This window comes from Pedobacter roseus, assembly GCF_014395225.1.
In the GTDB taxonomy this organism is placed as follows: domain Bacteria; phylum Bacteroidota; class Bacteroidia; order Sphingobacteriales; family Sphingobacteriaceae; genus Pedobacter; species Pedobacter roseus.
In genome coordinates, this window is sequence record NZ_CP060723.1 from 4,892,476 (window position 1) to 4,910,982 (window position 18,507).

At 39.0% G+C, this 18,507-nt stretch carries 15 protein-coding genes and 1 tRNA gene; 6 read left to right on the top strand and 10 right to left on the bottom strand.

Annotated elements, in window-relative coordinates; all coding sequences use genetic code 11:
* Positions 1-106: 106 nt before the first annotated feature.
* The 4 genes from H9L23_RS27130 to H9L23_RS20125 form a co-directional block, all read right to left on the bottom strand.
* Positions 107-637: an IS3 family transposase gene (locus tag H9L23_RS27130; protein WP_449427094.1), complete on the bottom strand. Its 531-nt coding sequence runs from the start codon at positions 635-637 to the stop codon at positions 107-109.
* Complete coding sequence (locus H9L23_RS27180; RefSeq protein WP_187592013.1) at positions 553-912, bottom strand: IS3 family transposase; 360 nt, start codon at positions 910-912, stop codon at positions 553-555. The genes H9L23_RS27130 and H9L23_RS27180 overlap by 85 nt, the downstream gene beginning before the upstream one ends.
* Positions 913-947: 35 nt before the next feature.
* Positions 948-1,466: a helix-turn-helix domain-containing protein gene (locus H9L23_RS20120; RefSeq protein ID WP_187591635.1), complete on the bottom strand. Its 519-nt coding sequence runs from the start codon at positions 1,464-1,466 to the stop codon at positions 948-950.
* A gap of 69 nt (positions 1,467-1,535) precedes the next feature.
* Entirely contained in the window at positions 1,536-2,741 is a 1,206-nt protein-coding gene (locus H9L23_RS20125) for a purple acid phosphatase family protein (protein ID WP_187592014.1), read from the bottom strand.
* An 85-nt stretch (positions 2,742-2,826) separates the two neighbouring features.
* On the opposite strand from H9L23_RS20125, the gene nagA reads away from it, so the two are divergent.
* The 5 genes from nagA (at position 2,827) to frr (ending at position 9,740) form a co-directional block, all read left to right on the top strand.
* Positions 2,827-3,918 (top strand): N-acetylglucosamine-6-phosphate deacetylase, encoded by a 1,092-nt coding sequence (gene nagA, locus H9L23_RS20130; protein ID WP_187592015.1) that lies wholly within the window; start codon positions 2,827-2,829, stop codon positions 3,916-3,918.
* A 10-nt stretch (positions 3,919-3,928) separates the two neighbouring features.
* On the top strand, positions 3,929-4,891 hold the full coding sequence (locus H9L23_RS20135; RefSeq protein WP_187592016.1) for an MBL fold metallo-hydrolase: 963 nt from the start codon (positions 3,929-3,931) through the stop codon (positions 4,889-4,891).
* 130 nt (positions 4,892-5,021) lie between these two features.
* Positions 5,022-8,291 (top strand): TonB-dependent receptor, encoded by a 3,270-nt coding sequence (locus tag H9L23_RS20140; RefSeq protein WP_187592017.1) that lies wholly within the window; start codon positions 5,022-5,024, stop codon positions 8,289-8,291.
* A 138-nt stretch (positions 8,292-8,429) separates the two neighbouring features.
* The gene (gene pyrH / locus H9L23_RS20145) at positions 8,430-9,134 is read left to right on the top strand and encodes a UMP kinase (protein ID WP_187592018.1); all 705 of its coding nucleotides are present in this window, start codon (positions 8,430-8,432) and stop codon (positions 9,132-9,134) included.
* Positions 9,135-9,176: 42 nt separating this feature from the next.
* Positions 9,177-9,740, top strand: a complete 564-nt coding sequence (gene frr, locus H9L23_RS20150; protein ID WP_187592019.1) for a ribosome recycling factor — start codon at positions 9,177-9,179, stop codon at positions 9,738-9,740.
* A 57-nt stretch (positions 9,741-9,797) separates the two neighbouring features.
* Here frr and H9L23_RS20155 read toward each other — a convergent pair whose 3' ends face one another.
* From H9L23_RS20155 to H9L23_RS20165, 3 genes are all read right to left on the bottom strand, one after another.
* Positions 9,798-10,814 (bottom strand): LacI family DNA-binding transcriptional regulator, encoded by a 1,017-nt coding sequence (locus H9L23_RS20155; RefSeq protein WP_187592020.1) that lies wholly within the window; start codon positions 10,812-10,814, stop codon positions 9,798-9,800.
* 119 nt (positions 10,815-10,933) lie between these two features.
* Positions 10,934-11,242, bottom strand: a complete 309-nt coding sequence (locus H9L23_RS20160) for a hypothetical protein (protein ID WP_187592021.1) — start codon at positions 11,240-11,242, stop codon at positions 10,934-10,936.
* Between the two features lie 187 nt (positions 11,243-11,429).
* A tRNA-Asp gene (locus H9L23_RS20165) sits at positions 11,430-11,574 on the bottom strand.
* 346 nt (positions 11,575-11,920) lie between these two features.
* Here H9L23_RS20165 and H9L23_RS20170 point away from each other — a divergent pair.
* Entirely contained in the window at positions 11,921-12,397 is a 477-nt protein-coding gene (locus tag H9L23_RS20170; protein WP_025145395.1) for an Lrp/AsnC ligand binding domain-containing protein, read from the top strand.
* A gap of 587 nt (positions 12,398-12,984) precedes the next feature.
* Here H9L23_RS20170 and feoB read toward each other — a convergent pair.
* From feoB to H9L23_RS20185, 3 genes are all read right to left on the bottom strand, one after another.
* Complete coding sequence (feoB, locus tag H9L23_RS20175) at positions 12,985-15,099, bottom strand: ferrous iron transport protein B (protein WP_187595538.1); 2,115 nt, start codon at positions 15,097-15,099, stop codon at positions 12,985-12,987.
* A gap of 5 nt (positions 15,100-15,104) precedes the next feature.
* Positions 15,105-15,320: a FeoA family protein gene (locus H9L23_RS20180; RefSeq protein ID WP_025145397.1), complete on the bottom strand. Its 216-nt coding sequence runs from the start codon at positions 15,318-15,320 to the stop codon at positions 15,105-15,107.
* A gap of 97 nt (positions 15,321-15,417) precedes the next feature.
* A complete protein-coding gene (locus H9L23_RS20185) occupies positions 15,418-18,189 on the bottom strand; it encodes an outer membrane beta-barrel family protein (RefSeq protein WP_187592022.1) in 2,772 nt (923 codons plus the stop codon).
* Positions 18,190-18,507: the final 318 nt, after the last annotated feature.

Genomic DNA, 18,507 nt, shown 5'->3' on the forward strand with positions numbered 1-18,507 from the left:
TATTTAAAAAGCTCCAAGAAATTGGGGCTTTTTTTATGCTCTTGCATTCGCATAAAGAAGTCAAGTTTTAAAATGGACTGCCCCCAGAAGTTTGGACAAAAATAATTTAATTTTTCCACATTTGAGTTCGGTACTTTACCGGACTCATTCCTTTTAAGTTAAGTCTGATCCTGTCGTTATTATAATAGCTTATGTAAGATTTGATTTCCATTTTTAGTTCTTCTATGGTTTGATATTTTTTCAGGTAAAACAGTTCGGATTTTATAGTTCCAAAAAAGTTTTCAATGACTGCATTGTCCAGGCAATTTCCCTTCCTTGACATGCTCTGTATAACAGCTTTTTCCTGAAGGAGCTTTTGGTACGCCTTCATTTGGTACTGCCATCCCTGATCGGAATGTAAGATAAGCGCTGTTTGTTGCTTGGGTATGCGTATAAAAGCTTCTTTGATCATTTCTGTTACTTGCTTAAAATTCGGCCTTTCCGACAATTTGTAACTTATTATCTCACCATTAAAAAGATCTATTATAGGCGAAAGATATAACTTTTGTACGCCTACTTTAAACTCTGTAACATCTGTTGCCCATTTTTGGAAAGGCCTATCTGCTCTAAAGTTACGCTGCAATACATTCTCGGCCACTTTACCGAACTGCCCCTATAGGTTTTATATTTCTTTACCCTGATCACACTTTTCAGCCCCATCGACTTCATGAGGCGCAGAACTGTTTTATCATTGAGATGAAAGCCCAGCTCCCTTAGGGCATAGACCATCCGTCTATACCCTAATCTGCCCTTATGCTGGTCATATAAGTTCTTGATCTGTATTTTAAGATGATCGTATTTATCTGCTTTTTTATTTTTCTGGATGTGGTAATAGAACGTACTCCTAGCCATATCTGCTGCCTGTAGCAACATTTTAAGATCGTGTTTCTGCCTTAATCCCTGGATGATCAGCGCTTTTTCTTTTTCTCTGCTTCTTCCTTCTGAATTAAGGCATACAACTTTTTTAGATATTCATTTTCGGCACGCAAAAAATTGTTTTCCTTTTCCAACTCCTGCTCCCTGGTTTGTTTAGGATTATTCTTTTTAGATTTTTTATCGGGTGCATCCATAAATTTTTCCCTACATGATTTGAAAAGTGCCCCCACACCTTCACTTTCATACTTCTTTTGCCAATTGCTGAGCATACTGACTGAAGGAAGTTTGAATCTGATGCAGGCCTGGTATAAAGATAAGCCTTCAGTTCTTAATGTTTCTATTACTGTTAACTTAAAATCGCCATCGTATTGACGTGGCTGCAATTGTAATCCTTCAATTCCATAGGCTTTATAAAAACTAACCCATTTATCCAAAATCGTATGGTTAATCTGGTTTTCCTTAGCAATAGCACGAACCGAACCTTCTCCATTGATCGCCTGTTTTACCAACAGTAATTTTAACTCTAAACCGTATTTAATTTTTCTACTCATAAAAATGCCCCCATAAAGTGTCTAACTTTTTGGGGGCAGTGTAAAAACCTGACTCCTTTTCAAACCCTCCTACTTTCTAAAAGCGGTATAAGCCCCTACTTCCTTACCCGAATCATCGAGCATACTCACCACTACTTTGTTTTTATCTGCTTTTATTTTTGTGATCGTTCTTGTGCCTGTTTTAGGCCCGCCACCAATAATTAAAGGATAATGATTTAAGTTTTTATCTGGCTGGTGCACCATGTATTTGTGCGTATGACCGCTTAATACCAGATCAACTTTTCCCTGATTCAATAAAGGCTCAAACAATTCTGTGCAATGTTTTGGTCCGTGCGCATCGCCCGAGAAACGCGGTGGAATATGCATCATCACAATTCTGAACGGTGCTTTTTTAAATTCTTTCGAATTGATTTCCGACTTAAGCCATTCTGCCTGCTGAGCCCGGTAATCATCAAAATTGACAATACCAGCATAAACCGGATGTGCATCTTCTTTATCCTCACCGGTATCTAAAATCACAAAGCGCACCGGCCCTAAAGTAAAAGCAGTATGACCAACATGCATGTAATATTGCGGAAATTCGCGTGCGAATTTCCCGCGGGTTTCGTGGTTGCCCCTTACATAAATAAACGGTGTATTTTTAGCAAAATGATTTACACAAGGTTGCAGCATGTGGTCGATAATCTGTTTTTCATCGGTCTGATAATCGAATATATCGCCATTAAAAAAGATAAAGTCCTGTTTTTTTTCAGGGACCAGCCCCAACAAATGCGGAATGGATTCCGGGCGGTCGTGCGTATCATTCAACATTAAAAACGACACCTCTTCTTTGTTCACATCAGCATTAACAAACTCCTCAACCGAACTGTTCACCATTTCTCCATAAGTTAATTTATAAGGCTGAAAATCTTTAATCTCTTTGGAAACAATTTTATAATAATATTTCAGGCCGGGCTTTAAATTTTTGAGCGTTACAGCGTTTAACCTGCTATTAGCTTGCATTAAGCCCAACTCGGCCTTCCCATAAGCTTTTTGGTTCAGCTGATCGGCCTGTTGGCCATATTCCACCCAGCCCGCAGCATTTTTGTTGGTTAACCAAAGAATGGTCATTGAGTCGCCAAAATTGGTCTGGATATAAGGACCTACTGCAATTTTAAATCCTTCTTCCTCAGCGGCTACCTCTGCAATAGCCATTGTTGGGGCTACCAAAGTAGCAGCACTTAAAGTGAGGCCGGCCTTTAAAAAACTTCTTCTATTGGACTGATTTTCATTCATTTGGTTATTTTATCTTATTACTCAAATATATAGCGACAATATTTAACTTTGACCGTGTAAGATTAAATTTACTCAAACGTTTGACATGCCTAAAGTAATTTCCAATACCTCCTATTTTCAGGGCAAAGATTTAAAAAAAAATCAGGACATCATCATCGATGGCAATATCATTTCAGCTATTAAAGAGCGTAATCCTAAAGAAAACAGCCATTCCTTGGTTGTTCCGGGTTTTATAGATCTGCAGATTTATGGAGCTGGCGACAGATTATTTTCTGCCGAACCAAGCATCGAATCGTTAAGCATCATGGAAGACGATCTGCTCAAAAAAGGAACGACCGGTTTTCTGGCCTGCATGGCCACAAATTCAAAGGAAGTTTTTAACGAATGTATCAAAGTAGCAAAAGAACATCGCTCTGCGGCCAAAAACTGCCTGGGTTTGCATTTAGAAGGCCCATTTTTAAACCCTAAACGCCTCGGAGCACATGTTCCAGCTTTTGTACGCAAGGCATCGTTAGATGAAATTAAAAAACTGATCGATTTTGGAGATGGTGTGATCAAAATGATGACCATTGCACCCGAACTTCAGGATGAAGAAGTGATTGAATATCTGTTGAATAGTGGTGTGGTGGTTTCATTAGGCCATAGCAATGCCACTTTTGAGGAAGCTACTGCAGCCTATAATAAAGGCATTCAAACCACTACACATCTATTTAATGCCATGAGCCCAATCCATCACCGCGAGCCTGGCATACCCACCGCCGTTTTCAGCCACGATAAAGCGATGGCCAGCATTATTGCCGATGGTCAGCATGTAGATTTCGAAGTGGTTAAATTTGCACAGAAACTATTAAAAGAACGTTTATTCCTGATTACTGATGCCGTTACGGCCTGCTCTACCGGCCCTTATCAGCATATTCAAAAAGGGAATAAATATGTAATGCCCGATGGCACACTTTCGGGTTCGTCGCTAACGATGTTAGAAGCCGTTAAAAACTGTGTCTCTTATTGTGGCATCAGTTTAAATGATGCAGTTAAAATGGCAACGAGTTATCCGGCCAAATTAATCGGAATTGAAAACTTAACAGCAAATATCGCAGCTGGTGAGCAGGCTAATTTAGTAGTGCTTGATGATGCACTAAATTTAAAAGAGATCATTTTTAAAGGCGGAACGGTATAATCAAACCAATATGTTCAAAAGAATCCTTTCAGCACTTATATTTCTTTCCATTTATGCCAGTCATTGTTGGTCGCAGGAAATAAATACTGCTTTTACCATTATACCGCTTGGTGTTAAAGGCGGTGATGATGAAAGCAATTTATCATCTTACCTGATTGCTCCAAAAGGAAGCGAAAATTACGTTTGCCTTGATGCAGGAACCATAAATGCCGGTATCCAAAAAGCCATCGACTTTAAGTCACTAAAAGGAATCAGTGAAGAAATTCAACGCAAAAAGATTAAGGGGTATCTGATTTCGCATGCCCATTTAGATCATGTTGCTGGCTTAATTATTAATTCTCCTGCCGATACAGCAAAAAACATCTATGGTTTACCTGCTGTGCTCAACATTTTAAGGGATAAATATTTTACCTGGGACGCCTGGGCCAATTTTGCCAACGAAGGCGAAAAACCACAACTGAAAAAATACACTTATTTTCCGCTGGTTGAAGGCGTTACTTATCCTCTTGATGGGACAGAAATGAAAGTTAAGGCTTTTGAACTCAGCCATGGTAACCCTTACAAAAGCACTGCTTTTCTGATCGGCCACGGAGATAGTGATGTGCTTTATTTGGGCGATACGGGAGCAGATGAAATAGAAAAATCGGATAAACTCGCTAAGCTGTGGCAAAGTATAGCGCCTTTGATCAATGCAGGCCAGTTAAAGGCTATTTTTTTAGAGGTTTCTTTCCCTAACGAACAGCCCTATAAACAATTGTTCGGGCACCTTACACCAAAACTTTTTTTTAGCGAACTTTCTAAACTGGAGGCTTTAACGAACGAAAAAGCATTTAAAAAGGTTTCCTTCATTATCACTCACACTAAGCCTCCACAAAAAACCGCCGAAATGGTAAAAAAGCAATTGATTTCAGGAAAACCGAAAGATTTAAAGCTAATTTTCCCTGAACAAGGCAAGTACTTAACAATTAATTAATCTAAATAGAACATTAGCAGCATTAAGTCAGCGTATTTTTGTTGAAAATTGAGTGAAATATCATAATTTTATTACGATAAGGGTAACAACAAATTATAATTGCTTCATCACCAATAAAAAACATGAACTAATGAAAAAATTGTTACTATTATTCTCATTTATGCTTGTGATAACCGTTTATGGTTTCGCACAAGGAGTTACCACTGCATCATTTATTGGTACAGTTAAAGATCAGAAAGGGGTTATACCTGGCGCAACGGTTACTGCCATACACATTCCCTCAGGTACAAAATACTCCACACTAACCAGGGCCGATGGAAGATATAACCTACCCAACGTACGTGTTGGCGGGCCATATACCATTAAAATTAGTTACGTTGGTTACAACGAACTGGTTAAAGAAAACCTGAACACCACTATTGGTGAAGATTTAAGGATTGACGCTTCGCTTACCGAAACCTCGCAAAATCTTGCCGATGTGGTGGTAAAAGGAACGCAGGATAAGGTAATCAACTCCTCACGTACCGGCGCAAGGGAAACCATTACCAGACAGCAGATCGATAACTTACCAACCATCAGCCGGTCATTATCCGATTTTACCAAATTAACGCCATCAGCAAACTCTACAACCGTTGGCGGTTTGAGTTTCGGCGGCAGAAGCGGTTCTTATAATAACCTAACGGTTGATGGTGCCCTGTTTAACAACTCGTTCGGATTATCGGGTAGTTTGGGTGGACAGGCGAATTCTCAACCGATCTCATTAGATGCGATTGAGCAGATCCAGGTGGATATTGCCCCTTATGATGTCCGCCAGGGGTCTTTCACCGGAGCAGGTATCAATACCATTGTAAAATCAGGAACAAACGATTTTAAGGGATCGGCCTATTATTATACCAGGGGAACTGATTTAACAGGCTATTCTGCCGGGGTAACCAAAATACCTGTTGTTGATTTTAGTTACAATCAGCGTGGTTTAAATATCGGCGGACCGATTATTAAGGACAAATTATTTTTCTTTGTTTCGGGTGAACAGGAAAGGATCAGTACACCAGCAACATCGTTCGTAGCATCAAGGCCAGGCTTATCAGGAGCAAACGTTTCGACAGCAGATGCTGCAACATTGGATAAGTTATCGAACTATTTAATGAGCAAATACAATTATGCAACCGGTCCTTACGAAAATTATCCTTACAAAACACAAAGTGATAAAATCACGGCAAAAATAGATTGGAACATCAATGCAAACAATACCTTAAGTGCAAAATATTTCTATCTGAAATCGAACAGACAGGTTGTTGCCAGTGGATCGGGTATTCCGGCAGGCTTAAATGGTAGCCGCTCACCTTCTTCAACCTCTATGCCTTACCTCGGTTCGAGTTATACCATTAACAATAACTTTAACATCGGTATTGTGGAGTTAAACACGAGGATCGGAAATAACATGTCGAACAAATTAACAGCTGGTTATTCAGCCTTGAGAGATTTCCGCGCTTCAAACGGTGCTGAACTGCCAATGGTTGATATCGGTAACGGAAACGGCGGCATCTTAACCAGTTTTGGTTACGAAGTATTCACCGCTAACAATTTGCTAAACTCCGACATTTATCAGTTTTCTGACGATTTCTCGATTTATGCCGGTAAACACGAAATTACCATCGGTACCAGCAACCAGTTAAACAAATTCCTGAATGGTTTTGCCCCAAATTATAATGGTCTGTATTATTTTAAAACCGCTGATGATTTTATCAATAACCAGCCCGCGGTAAGTTATTCATACCGTAACTCAGCGTTGGCCGATGGATCATTTCCATTCGCAAAAATGTCGTCGTATAATTTAAGTTTATATGCACAGGATAAATACCAGGTGAGTGATAATTTCAAATTAACCTATGGTATCCGTGCCGATTATACTTATTTCCCTACCAAACTGGATCCAAATCCAAATCTGGCTGCATTAACCTTCCAAAATGGTTTGCAGGTAGACATTTCTAAATTCCCGAACAAAAAATTATTGTTCTCACCACGTGTAGGTTTCAATTATGATGTTTTTGGCGATAAAACCACACAGTTACGTGGCGGAACCGGAATTTTCACCGGTCAGGTACCTTATGTTTGGATCTCTAACCAGGCCTCTAACACCGGAACATTATTCAGCTCAAGCACTGTTTCAACCGCTGGAGATCCACGTTTGATTTTTAATCCGAACGTAAATGCCAACCGCCCTGCTCCTGGTACAGCAGCTGCCAATACTTCTTATGAGGTAGATGCGGCATCAAAAGATTTTAAATACCCTCAGATCTGGAGAACGAATGTTGCGGTTGACCAAAAATTACCAATGGGCATTATTGCCACTTTAGAAGCATCTTATACTAAAGATATCAATGCAGTAAATTTTTCTAATGCAGCATTGCCAAACAATTCAACAGGCTTAATAACCCTTCCCGGTATTGAAGGACAGCAGCGTTATACCGTAAAATCTACACAAACAGGTACTACGGCAGCAAATCCGTCGATTTCGCCATTCATTTACATGCAAAACACCAAAAAAGGTTATTCATACTTCATTACCGGTCAGTTGCAAAAATCTTTTTTCAATGGTTTTAATGCCAGTGTAGCCTATACCTACAGCCAATCGAAATCTGTAAACGATGGTGGTTCTACTGCAAGTTCAATCTGGTCGCAAAGGGCAATTGCCGGCGATGCAAATTCGGATGTTCTGGCCAATACCAATTTTATTCAGCCAAACAGGGTTATTGCTTCCTTAAGCTATAAAAAAGAGTATTTTAAACATGCGGCTACCACAATTGGTTTAATCTTCGAATCGGCCAATAATGGTGCATTCAGTTATGTTTCATCTGGGGATATCAATAACGATGGCGGCGCGAACGATTTGGTTTACATCCCGCAAAGCAAAGGCGATATTATTTTGGTTCCTGATTTTGCTGGCGATACCCGCACCCAGGATCAGATCTGGAACCAGTTGAACACCTATATTACTCAGGATAGCTACCTCAGCAAACACCGGGGTGAATTTGCAAAAAGAAACGGCGCCATCATGTCGTACTTTAAAAGGGCAGATTTACACATTGCACAGGATTTCTTTGTTGGTCCGAAAGGGAAAAGAAATACACTTCAGTTTACGCTGGATATCATTAACCTTGGCAACTTGTTAAATAGCGATTGGGGCTTATATCAAACGCCAAATATCCCGTTATCAACTTATAATACCGCTGTATTATTGGCCTATAAAGGTTTAGATGCTACTACAGGGAAACCTACTTATTCATTCCCATATCAGGATAAGGCTAATTTAACACCATATACCACAACGTATAAAAATATTACCGATCAGATTTCGCGTTGGCAGGCACAATTTGGTGTGCGTTACATTTTTAATTAATTCATAATCCATATTCTTTCACAATAAAAGCTCTTTAATAGCAGCTTTTATTGTTTCAGATAAAATCCAATAAACAATTTACATCAATTATTAAAAAGCATAGCTCGGTATTAAAAAATTGTTGATATTTTTGAGGTCATGAAATACAAGCGCATCCTACTTAAGCTTAGCGGAGAATCGCTAATGGGCGACAAACAATACGGTATTGATAATGATCGTGTTAAGCAATATGCAGAAGATATCAAAGCAGTACACGATAAAGGTTTAGAAATTGCCATCGTAATTGGAGGAGGAAATATTTTTAGAGGCCTAAGCGCCGAAAAAAGTGGGATGGACAGGGCTCAGGCTGACTACATGGGCATGTTGGCAACCGTGATCAACTCTATGGCTTTACAAGATGCCTTAGAGAAAGTTGGTATTAAAACCCGTTTGCTTACCGCTATTAAAATGGAACAAATCTGTGAGCCGTTTATCCGCAGAAGAGCTGTTCGCCACCTAGAAAAAGGCCGCGTGGTTATTTTTGGCGCCGGTACCGGAAATCCATATTTCACCACCGATTCTGCAGCAGCTTTACGTGCAATCGAAATTAAAGCCGATGTAGTTTTAAAAGGAACACGTGTTGACGGAATTTATACCGCAGACCCTGAAAAAGATCCTTTAGCTACAAAATACGGAGAAATTTCATTCAGAGAAGTTTATGATAAAGGCCTTAATGTAATGGATATGACGGCTTTTACCCTTTGCGAAGAAAACCAACTCCCGATTATTGTGTTTGATATGAACAAGCACGGTAATTTCATGAAAATCGCCAGCGGCGAGGCAATTGGAACCCTGGTAAAGTAAGGATTTAAAAAAAATATTATTTTTGTAGAAATACACACGATTATGAACGACCTCATACAATTACAATTAATGGATGCTCAATCTGCAATGGATAGAGCAATCGATCATTGTGAAGCTGAATTAACTAAAATCAGAGCTGGTAAAGCATCAGCTGGAATGTTGGATGGTATTTTTGTTGATTATTATGGTGCCTCAACAGCATTATCGCAAGTATCAAGCATCAATACACCTGATGCAAGAACAATTGTGATCCAACCCTGGGAAAAATCACTTTTAACGGTAATCGAAAAAGCCATCCAGGTAGCCAATATTGGCATCAATCCTCAAAATGACGGTATTGTGATCCGTTTGGTGGTACCTCCTTTAACTGAAGAACGCAGGAAAGACCTGGTTAAAAAAGTAAAAGAAGAAGCCGAAAGAGGCCGTATTACCGTTCGTAACATCCGTAAAGATGCCAATACCAAAATTCAAAAATTAAAAGGTGAAGGCGTTTCTGATGATGAGATTAAAACAGGCGAAGGTGAAGTACAGAAATTAACTGATGCTTATATCATTAAGGTTGATAAACACGCAGAAGCGAAAGAAAAAGACGTAATGACCGTTTAATCTGTATCAAACAGCATTAGAAAGGGAATGGATTTAAAATCTATTCCCTTTTTTATTTTATTTTTTTGAGCTCGATGCCCTTACATTTAATACTGTTGGCAGCGATACCTGTGCATTTTCAACATTTCTACCTGCTTTTTTAAGCTTGTTCAATAAAATTTTCATGATGTTTTCTGCAATGGCTTCAAGCGGCTGTGCAATTGCCGTAACGGGTGGTTCGCAGAACTCCAGGATCTCGAAATCATCAAAAGATACCACAGCGAGGTCTTTATGGATATGGATACCCTCTTTTCTGAAAGTTCTTAAACCATCCAAACAAATGTAGTTGGCCGCAAAAATTACGGCATCCAGCTGTTTTTCCTTTTTAAAGAACTTTGTCATCTCTTTGATCGATTCAGCAGAACTAACATAGCTGATCTTTTTCACAATAGCAGGTAGCTTATGCTTTTCTACAGCAGTTTCGTAACCCGATAAACGATCGACCATTTGCTGCTGAAAGGTATCTATCGTTACAAAGCCAATATTTTTATAACCATTGTTAATCAGGTGTTCAGTGGCTTCGAGAGTACTGCTTTTGTTATCAATAATTACATAATCGGTTTTAACATCCTGCACATAGCGGTCGAATAAAACCACTGGCGCATCTGTTTGGATCAGTTTTTTAACTTCTTCCTCCAAACCTTCGGGCAGTGCCATAATGTAACCATCAACATGCCTGTCTTTAAAAATCTGCAATAGTTCTATGGCTTTTTCGGTATCGTTGCGGGTACTGCTAAAAAGAATTTTATAACCCAAACTAGAGGCAATTTCATCAATTCGGCGTGCGATGCCTGCGAAAAAAGGTTCTGAGATATCATCAACCAGGAAACCGATAATTTTTGTTTTTCCCGTTCGTAAACTCGTGGCAAGGGCATTAGGCTGGTAGTTTAATTCGGCAACCAGATCCAAAACCTTTTTGGTAAGCGATTCGCTGATGTTCTTCTCTTTCGCTTTTCCATTAATTACGAACGATACGGTTGTAATGGAAATATTTAATTGTTTGGCGATATCTTTTATGGATACTCGTTTTTTCATTACAGGCATTACACAGTTAGAATAAATTGAACTGGTAATATAGGAATATATCTACAAAAATGTAACCGATAATGAAAAACTAAAGTTTATCGGCAAAATATTAATGAATTTAAAAATACTTAAATGCCATTTTTCGCTTCATTTTGTTTTTTCATTTCTTCTAATAATGCTTTAGAATACCTTGCATTCTCATCTAGCAGATTATATATTGCCTGTATGCCTTTTGTTTGTTCTTGTTGATTCTGAATTATTATTTCAACTTTCCAATACCATAATACTAACTGTCTCAATGCAAGAAACACCAAAATGGCTATTCCGATCCCAATAAGAGCTCCGAATAAACTTCCATAATTTACTGATTCAGATTGTGCAAAAGATACAAAAGGGCAAAACCCCAATAGGACAATGAGAGACATTAACTTTTTCATTTCGATTTATTTAGATTATTAACTTAAGTTATTAAGTACAATTTAGATAAATATTATATGTTTTAAAAAAGATTAGCACTGAACTTACGTTCATATTGAGAATAATGAAAATAAACTACCCTTAAAAAGAAAAAGAGCAACCTATCCAGGATTGCTCAATTAACTAACTTATTATTCATAAAAAATGCTGTTGGGGAAGGAGTCGAACCTTCAAGGGGTAGTTAGCTACAGTTCAAAAAATTAATTTGTGGTCAACCCAATAAACTGCGTTTGTCCCATTATTCCCCACCACCGAGACAAGGAGGCGTGTCTGCCAATTTCACCACCCAACAATTTTAGTCATTAGTCCAAAGTCTTCAGTCATAAGTCTACTAAAGACTATGGACTCTTGACTTAGGACTAAAGCCGCTGTAGGGGAAGGAATCGAACCTTCAAGGAGTGGTTAGTACCGTTACCGATATATTCCCATTATTCTCCGCCACCGAGACAAGGAGGTGTGTCTGCCTGTTTCACCACCCTACATTATGTTAAACAATTTTGAAAGAACGTTTCCTTTTTGTTAATTGCTTGATACAAATGTAAAAGAACATCCAATACCTTGCAAATATTTTAAACATTTAATTTTATTTTTATAATATTGATAAATATTTGTAAATTCGCTTATCATAATTCAAAAATATGCTTAAAAAAGACAATTCCAATTTAGAAATTGACAACCTCGACATCGATATATTAAAGCAATTGATGCAGGATGCCACTAAACCTTACACAGAAATCGCTAAAGATCTGATTGTTTCGGGCGGAACGATACACGTTAGGATGAAGAAATTACAGGAAATGGGCATTATAAAAGGCTCTCACTTAATTATCGATCCACAGAAGGCCGGTTACGATATCTGCGCATTTTTGGGTATCTATCTCGAAAAAGGAATCCAATATAAAGATGCGGTTGCGCAGCTGAGCAAAATTAAGGAAGTGGTAGAGCTCCATTATACTACCGGTGCCTATAGTATGTTTGCAAAAATTATCTGCAGGGATACCAACCATTTACGCCACGTTTTAAATGAAGAAATCCAGGCGGTAAACGGTATTCAACGTACAGAGACATTGATCTCGTTAGAAGAGAGTATTAAGCGGCAGATTGAGTTAGGATAAAGAAGAAAGACCAAAGCGGAAAGATTAAAGAAGAAAGACTAAAGGAAAAACGCTAAAGCCAATTTGGCTAATTATTATTTATCAAAATCTGAACTTAAATGATGTTATATGTCTTATATGGTAAAAACCTTTAGGAATTTTAGTGATTTTATTTGAAAATGAAAATTCAGTAGGATTTCGGGAACAGCAGTCCCGTTATCCGCTATAGTCCTGATGAAAAATCAGGAGCTGCCGCTACTACCGGGTTTATAAACAAAGACTTGTGCAGATAAGCACCCAATCTATAATAGCTACACTTACCGGGCCACCTAGACCCGATTGGAGTGAGCATCCCGACATTTCAGTCGGGATAAAACAGAAAGCGGGAGGAAACTTAAATAATTGCACCTGACCTGCTCTTCTAATCATGATAATATTTTAACAAGGCTTTCGACTACGCTCAAGGTTACAAACGCTTTAAATGAATCATTTTTGAGGGTCAGCAATTAACATGCATCTACGATACAAAACTTTTTATTGCATTAAGATTTCAAACCAAGGAGGGAATGACGATAACTTAGAAAATAATCTCCGAAAAAAATACTGTCTTATTTCAACAACTGATAAGCAACCAATGCGGCGATATAGGCCATGGCTGTCATGTAAGCCAATTGAATTACCGGCCATTTCCAACCTTTGGTTTCTCGGTAAACAATAGCTACGGTACTCATGCACTGCATGGCAAAAGCATAAAAAAGCATCAGCGAAATGCCAGTAGCGAAAGTATAAACCGGCAAACCCGTACGGCTGTTCTTAGAGGCCGACATACGCTCCCTGATCGTGCTTGTATCCTCATCACCTCCATCAACACTGTAAATGGTAGCCATGGTACCTACAAAGGCTTCACGGGCCGCAAAGGAGGTAATTAAACCAATCCCGATTTTCCAATCGTAACCCAACGGACGGATGGCAGGTTCAATCGCATGACCAAGAATCCCCACATAAGAGTTTTCCAGTTTCTCGGTAGCCACCAAAGTTTTAATGTGATCGGTATTTTTTGTGGTATCGGCCAATGCTGTTTCGTACTTTTTATCAATACCTTCAAAACGGTTCCCTGGTCCGAAAGATGCCATTACCCAAAGGATAACAGAAATGGCAATAATTACCTTACCTGCTTCGAAAACAAAGGTTTTTGATTTCTCATACATGGTATAGAAAACGTTTTTCCACCTGGGCATGCGGTAAACCGGCAATTCCATGATGAAATACGACCTTTCTTTAGTTTTGATAATGAATTTCATTACCCAGGCCACCAATACCGCAGCAATAATTCCCACCAGGTACATCACCATCAAAGCTAAACCCTGTAAATTAAAAACACCCAGAACTGTTTGCGAAGGGATAATTAAGGAAATGATCAGGATATAAACGGGAAGTCTTGCCGAACAGCTTACCAATGGCGTAACCATGATGGTAATCATCCTGTCTTTCCAGTTTTCTATATTTCTGGCTGCCATAATAGAAGGTACAGCACAGGCTAAACCACCGATCATCGGTACCACCGATTTTCCATTAAGGCCAACCTTGCTCATGATTTTATCCATCATAAAGGTAACGCGGGCCATATAACCAGTATCTTCTAAAATGGATATAAAAGCAAAAAGAATGGCAATTTGCGGAATAAATACAAAAATACCGCCTAAACCTGCAATCACACCATCTAATACAAGATCTGTTAGCATACCGGCAGGCAGGTATTCGTGACCTATGCTGGTGATAAAACCAAATCCGCTTTCAATCAGATCCATAGGATAAGATGACCAGGCAAAAATGGCATTGAAAATAACAAATAAGATTAACAGGAATATGGCGAATCCCCATATTTTATGGGTAAGTATCCCATCTAATTTATCGCTAAAAGAAAATTTCTTTTCGGTGCCTTTATCTACTACTACACCAGATAATATGCTGCTGAGGTGTTTGTAACGTGCAATCGTTTCTGCCGCCTGAATTTTAGAAGACTCGAAATGGTGTGATTGCTCTATCTTCTCAATTTCTTCCTGCTCTTTTTCGGTAAAAAAAGTAAGGTATTCGTGCTGGTGCAATACCTGCAATGCATAATAATCATTATCAGAATTCAGTTTTGATTTAATGGCATTAATGGCATCGGGTGCCAGAAAATTTACATCAACATCCTGAAACTGGGTGGCAATTTTATTGGTATTAGCAATGGCCTGTTTTAACTTATCTATTCCGATATTATTTCTTGCTGAAATGGAAACCACCTGGATGCCCAGCTTTTCTGCAAGTTTATCAAGATCAATCTCAATTCCCTGTTTAGTAGAAAGATCGATCATATTCAAAGCCAAAATCATCGGTATACCCAAATCGGCCACCTGCGAATACAAAAGCATATTTCGCTTTAGATTAGAGGCATCAGCAATCAATACGATTACATCGGGATGGCTATTGTTGTTTTTATCGGCAAGCACCTGAAAAACGATGCTTTCGTCAGAACTTTTTGGATATAAGCTATAGGTTCCGGGTAAATCGATAATCTCGGCATCCTTGTCGCCTGTAAGTTTCGTAAAACCAGTTTTCTTATCGACAGTGATACCTGGAAAGTTTCCTATTTTCTGATTTAACCCTGTTAAACGGTTAAATAAAGTAGATTTACCTGTATTGGGATTACCAACTAACGCAACTTTAATATCCAAACCCAGCTTATTTATTGTATAATGATCACATCGGCTTCACTTTTACGCAAGCAAAGCTGATAACCAGCAACACGGATCGCCATTGGGTCGCCTAGTGGAGCAAAACGCTCAACTTCTACCACCTCGCCCGGCAAACAGCCCATCTCCATTAACTTTACAGACATGTCTAAATCTGTAAATGCTACAATTGTTCCTTTTTCTCCAATTTTTAGGTGCGACAGCTTCATGTGCTAAATTTGGCGCAAGTTACCCTTTCTTTAGATTTATTCCAAATAAGAAAGTCGATATGGTGGCATAAATTAAACAGCTTTACGCTTAAATGATTTAGTTTCGCTGTCTGCCTCCGCCAAAGCCTCCACCACCGTTGCCACCTCGGCTTCTCCCGCCTTCTTCGCCACCCCTGATTCTATTTTTACCGCCCATGCGGTTTAAAGAATAGGTAAACGAAAACATAAAATAACGCTGCAATACGTTATAACTTACATCCTGGATGGTGTTGTTATTGGCGGTACGGCTAACCCCCTGGTTTTCGTTCAGCAAATCGTTTACCGCCGCTTTAAAGGTTCCCCTGTTTTTGAAAAACTGCCTGCTGATGTAAGAATTAACGAGTGTGAAATGGGTATCGAAAGCCTCGCCCCTACCGGTATTCTGGTTGTAATCGGCATCAATAGCCCAGCGGATATCGCCAGGAAATAAATAGCTTACACTGATATTTGGACTAAAAGTATAAAAACGGGTATTGGAATTTGGCTGCACAGAATAAGTGGCGCGGTTAATGGAACCATTTACACCGGCGGTTAAATCGAGTTTATCTAAATTGGAAACCAAACGATACCCATTGGTAATAGACCAGCTGTTGGTGATATTTTTTAAGGAATTGGTAAAGTTTACATCGCGGTCGTAATTTCCGCTCACATTGATATGGAAATTTAACTTGTTTTCTGCCATAACCGGCAAACTTAAAGAAGAGGAAACGGATCCTGAATAAACACCGCTAACATTAACCGGTGTAACGGCCAGTTTACCCTGATCGGGACCGTTTTGGATTAAACTGGTGCTATTGGCAATGCGGTTAGAAGTTTGGGTAAGGTTTAAATTCACAAAAAGCGACCTGTTTTTTCCCACGGTAAAAGTATTGTAAGCCACACGGAGGGTATTGTTAAACTCTGGTTTCAGGTCGGGGTTACCTACGGGGATACTTTGCGTATTGGTATTGTTCCGGATTGGCTGTAATTGCTGAATGGTTGGCTGATTGGTACTTCCCCTATAGTTAAAAACCAAACGTTTACTATTACTAAAATTATACCTGAACATGGCTGAAGGGGTGTAATTGAAGACATTCTGTTTGAGTACATATCCACCGCTGAGGTTGTTATTGGTCCTATCGGTATTTTGAACAGCCATCCCAACGTTCCAATTGTATTTTTTAGCCATTTTATTAAAGCTAAAACCTGCAGAATTGGTTAAAATAGTGTTTTCGTAAGCGTTACTAAAGGTTGTGTCCAATAAATCGTATTTCAAGGTAAGCGGATTAAAATTATAGGTAAACCGATCGGATGTATTGTGGTTATAGCCATTTTGATAATTAAACTCGAGACTTAAGGTTTTATCCAGTGGTTCAGTATATACCAGGCGGCTATTCTGATTGATCGACTCACTTTCCTGATCGTTAAACTGATCCGTAGTTTTTTGGGTGATAACGCCGTTTTCAACCCTGGTTTCGGGATTAGTATTGTAGTTATCCGCGTCGTTATTATTGATACTTGTGCTAAAATTTAACGATAAGGTTCTACCCCTGCGCATAAATTTCTTCCGCAGCAAAATATTATTGCTGATGGATGGTGCGGTATTGTGGTTCCTGAGCGATTGCGTACCATCGATCATATAGGTTTTATAATCGCGGGTATATGAGCTATTGTTTAAACTCTCGTTATCGGTATAACTTAAATTTGGCTGTACTTTAAGTGAGGTCAGCGAATCAATTTTGGTATCGATCATAAAGTTTAAACGGTGGTTTAAACGGTCTGAATTGTTGGTCTGGTTATTATTAAAAACCGTTGTTACATCGCCCAACAGGTTTTGGGTTACGCTGTTCCTGAGGATCAGGTTATCAGATTTATTGACAAAATAACTCAAACTCACTTCTGTCTGATCAGCATATACATCCGAAAAATTAAATCCGCCGGCTTTGGTATCGGTAATTCCGCCGCGGCCACCGTTGCTCCCACCGTTTCCGCCACCCAAACCACCTCCAAAATTCTGTTTGTTTACGTTATTAAACTGTGCAATTACACTTAAACGTTTATCCTGGTTAAAATGGTTGATGTTTGCATTTACATCGTAACGGTCATCAGAGCCATAACCTCCGCTGCTGTTTCCAAAGTAACCGTTTTTTTTGTCTTTTCTGGTGGTAATATTGATAATTTTGGTCCGCGAACCATCATCAATACCCGTAAACTGTGCCTGATCGGAAAGCTCATCAATAATCTGGATTTTATCGATCATATCGGCCGGAAGGTTTTTCGTGGCCAATAAAGGGTCATTACCGAAAAACTCTTTACCATCAACCTTTACTTTAGTAATGGTTTCGCCCTGGGCTTTAACTGTACCTGCTTTATCAACCTCTACCCCAGGTAGTTTTTTTAATAAATCTTCTACCACGGCATTTTCCACCACCTTGAAAGAACTGGCGTTAAACTCGAGTGTATCTTTTTTAACCACTATCGGCGGAACTTCGGCTTTAATATCAACCGTTTGAAGATCGATTGCACCACCTTCCAAAACAACATCGCCTATGGCTACATCTGGTTTATCGGTAGTAATGATAAAATCTTTTGTGGTGTTTTTTAATCCTAAAAATGCGGCATATAACCTGTAATTACCAGGTTTTAGGTTTTTGAAAACAAATTTTCCATCTTCTGTTGTACTTACGGCACCAACCATGCTCGAATCGCTCAGGTTTTTTACAGCAAGTGAGGCATAATCGATTGGTTTTTTATCTTTTGACTGGATTACCCTGCCACTAACCGAACCGGTTTTCTGGGCGTAAACATAAAATGATGATAAAATAAGAAAAAGCGTAAAAATTTGTTTCATTCGGTTAGTTTGATTGTTGAAATAAAGACTACCGGCTGTTATAAAGGTTTATTTTTACTTTGGTAACATTTGAAATACATATATCGATCAATCGTCATTTCGATCCGATAGCTATCAGATGAAGCGCAGCAAAATGGAGAAATCTACCTCATGTAAAATTAAAAATCTCATAACCTCAGTTCGATCAATAAAGAGCACTCTAGCGTTTTTCTTTCCGCTTCTATGCCGTGGGACAGATAGAAAATAGTTGTAAAACAGAAAAGTCCCGGTTAAAACCAGGACTTTTTATATCATATTGATGGTCGGTGCACCAACCAT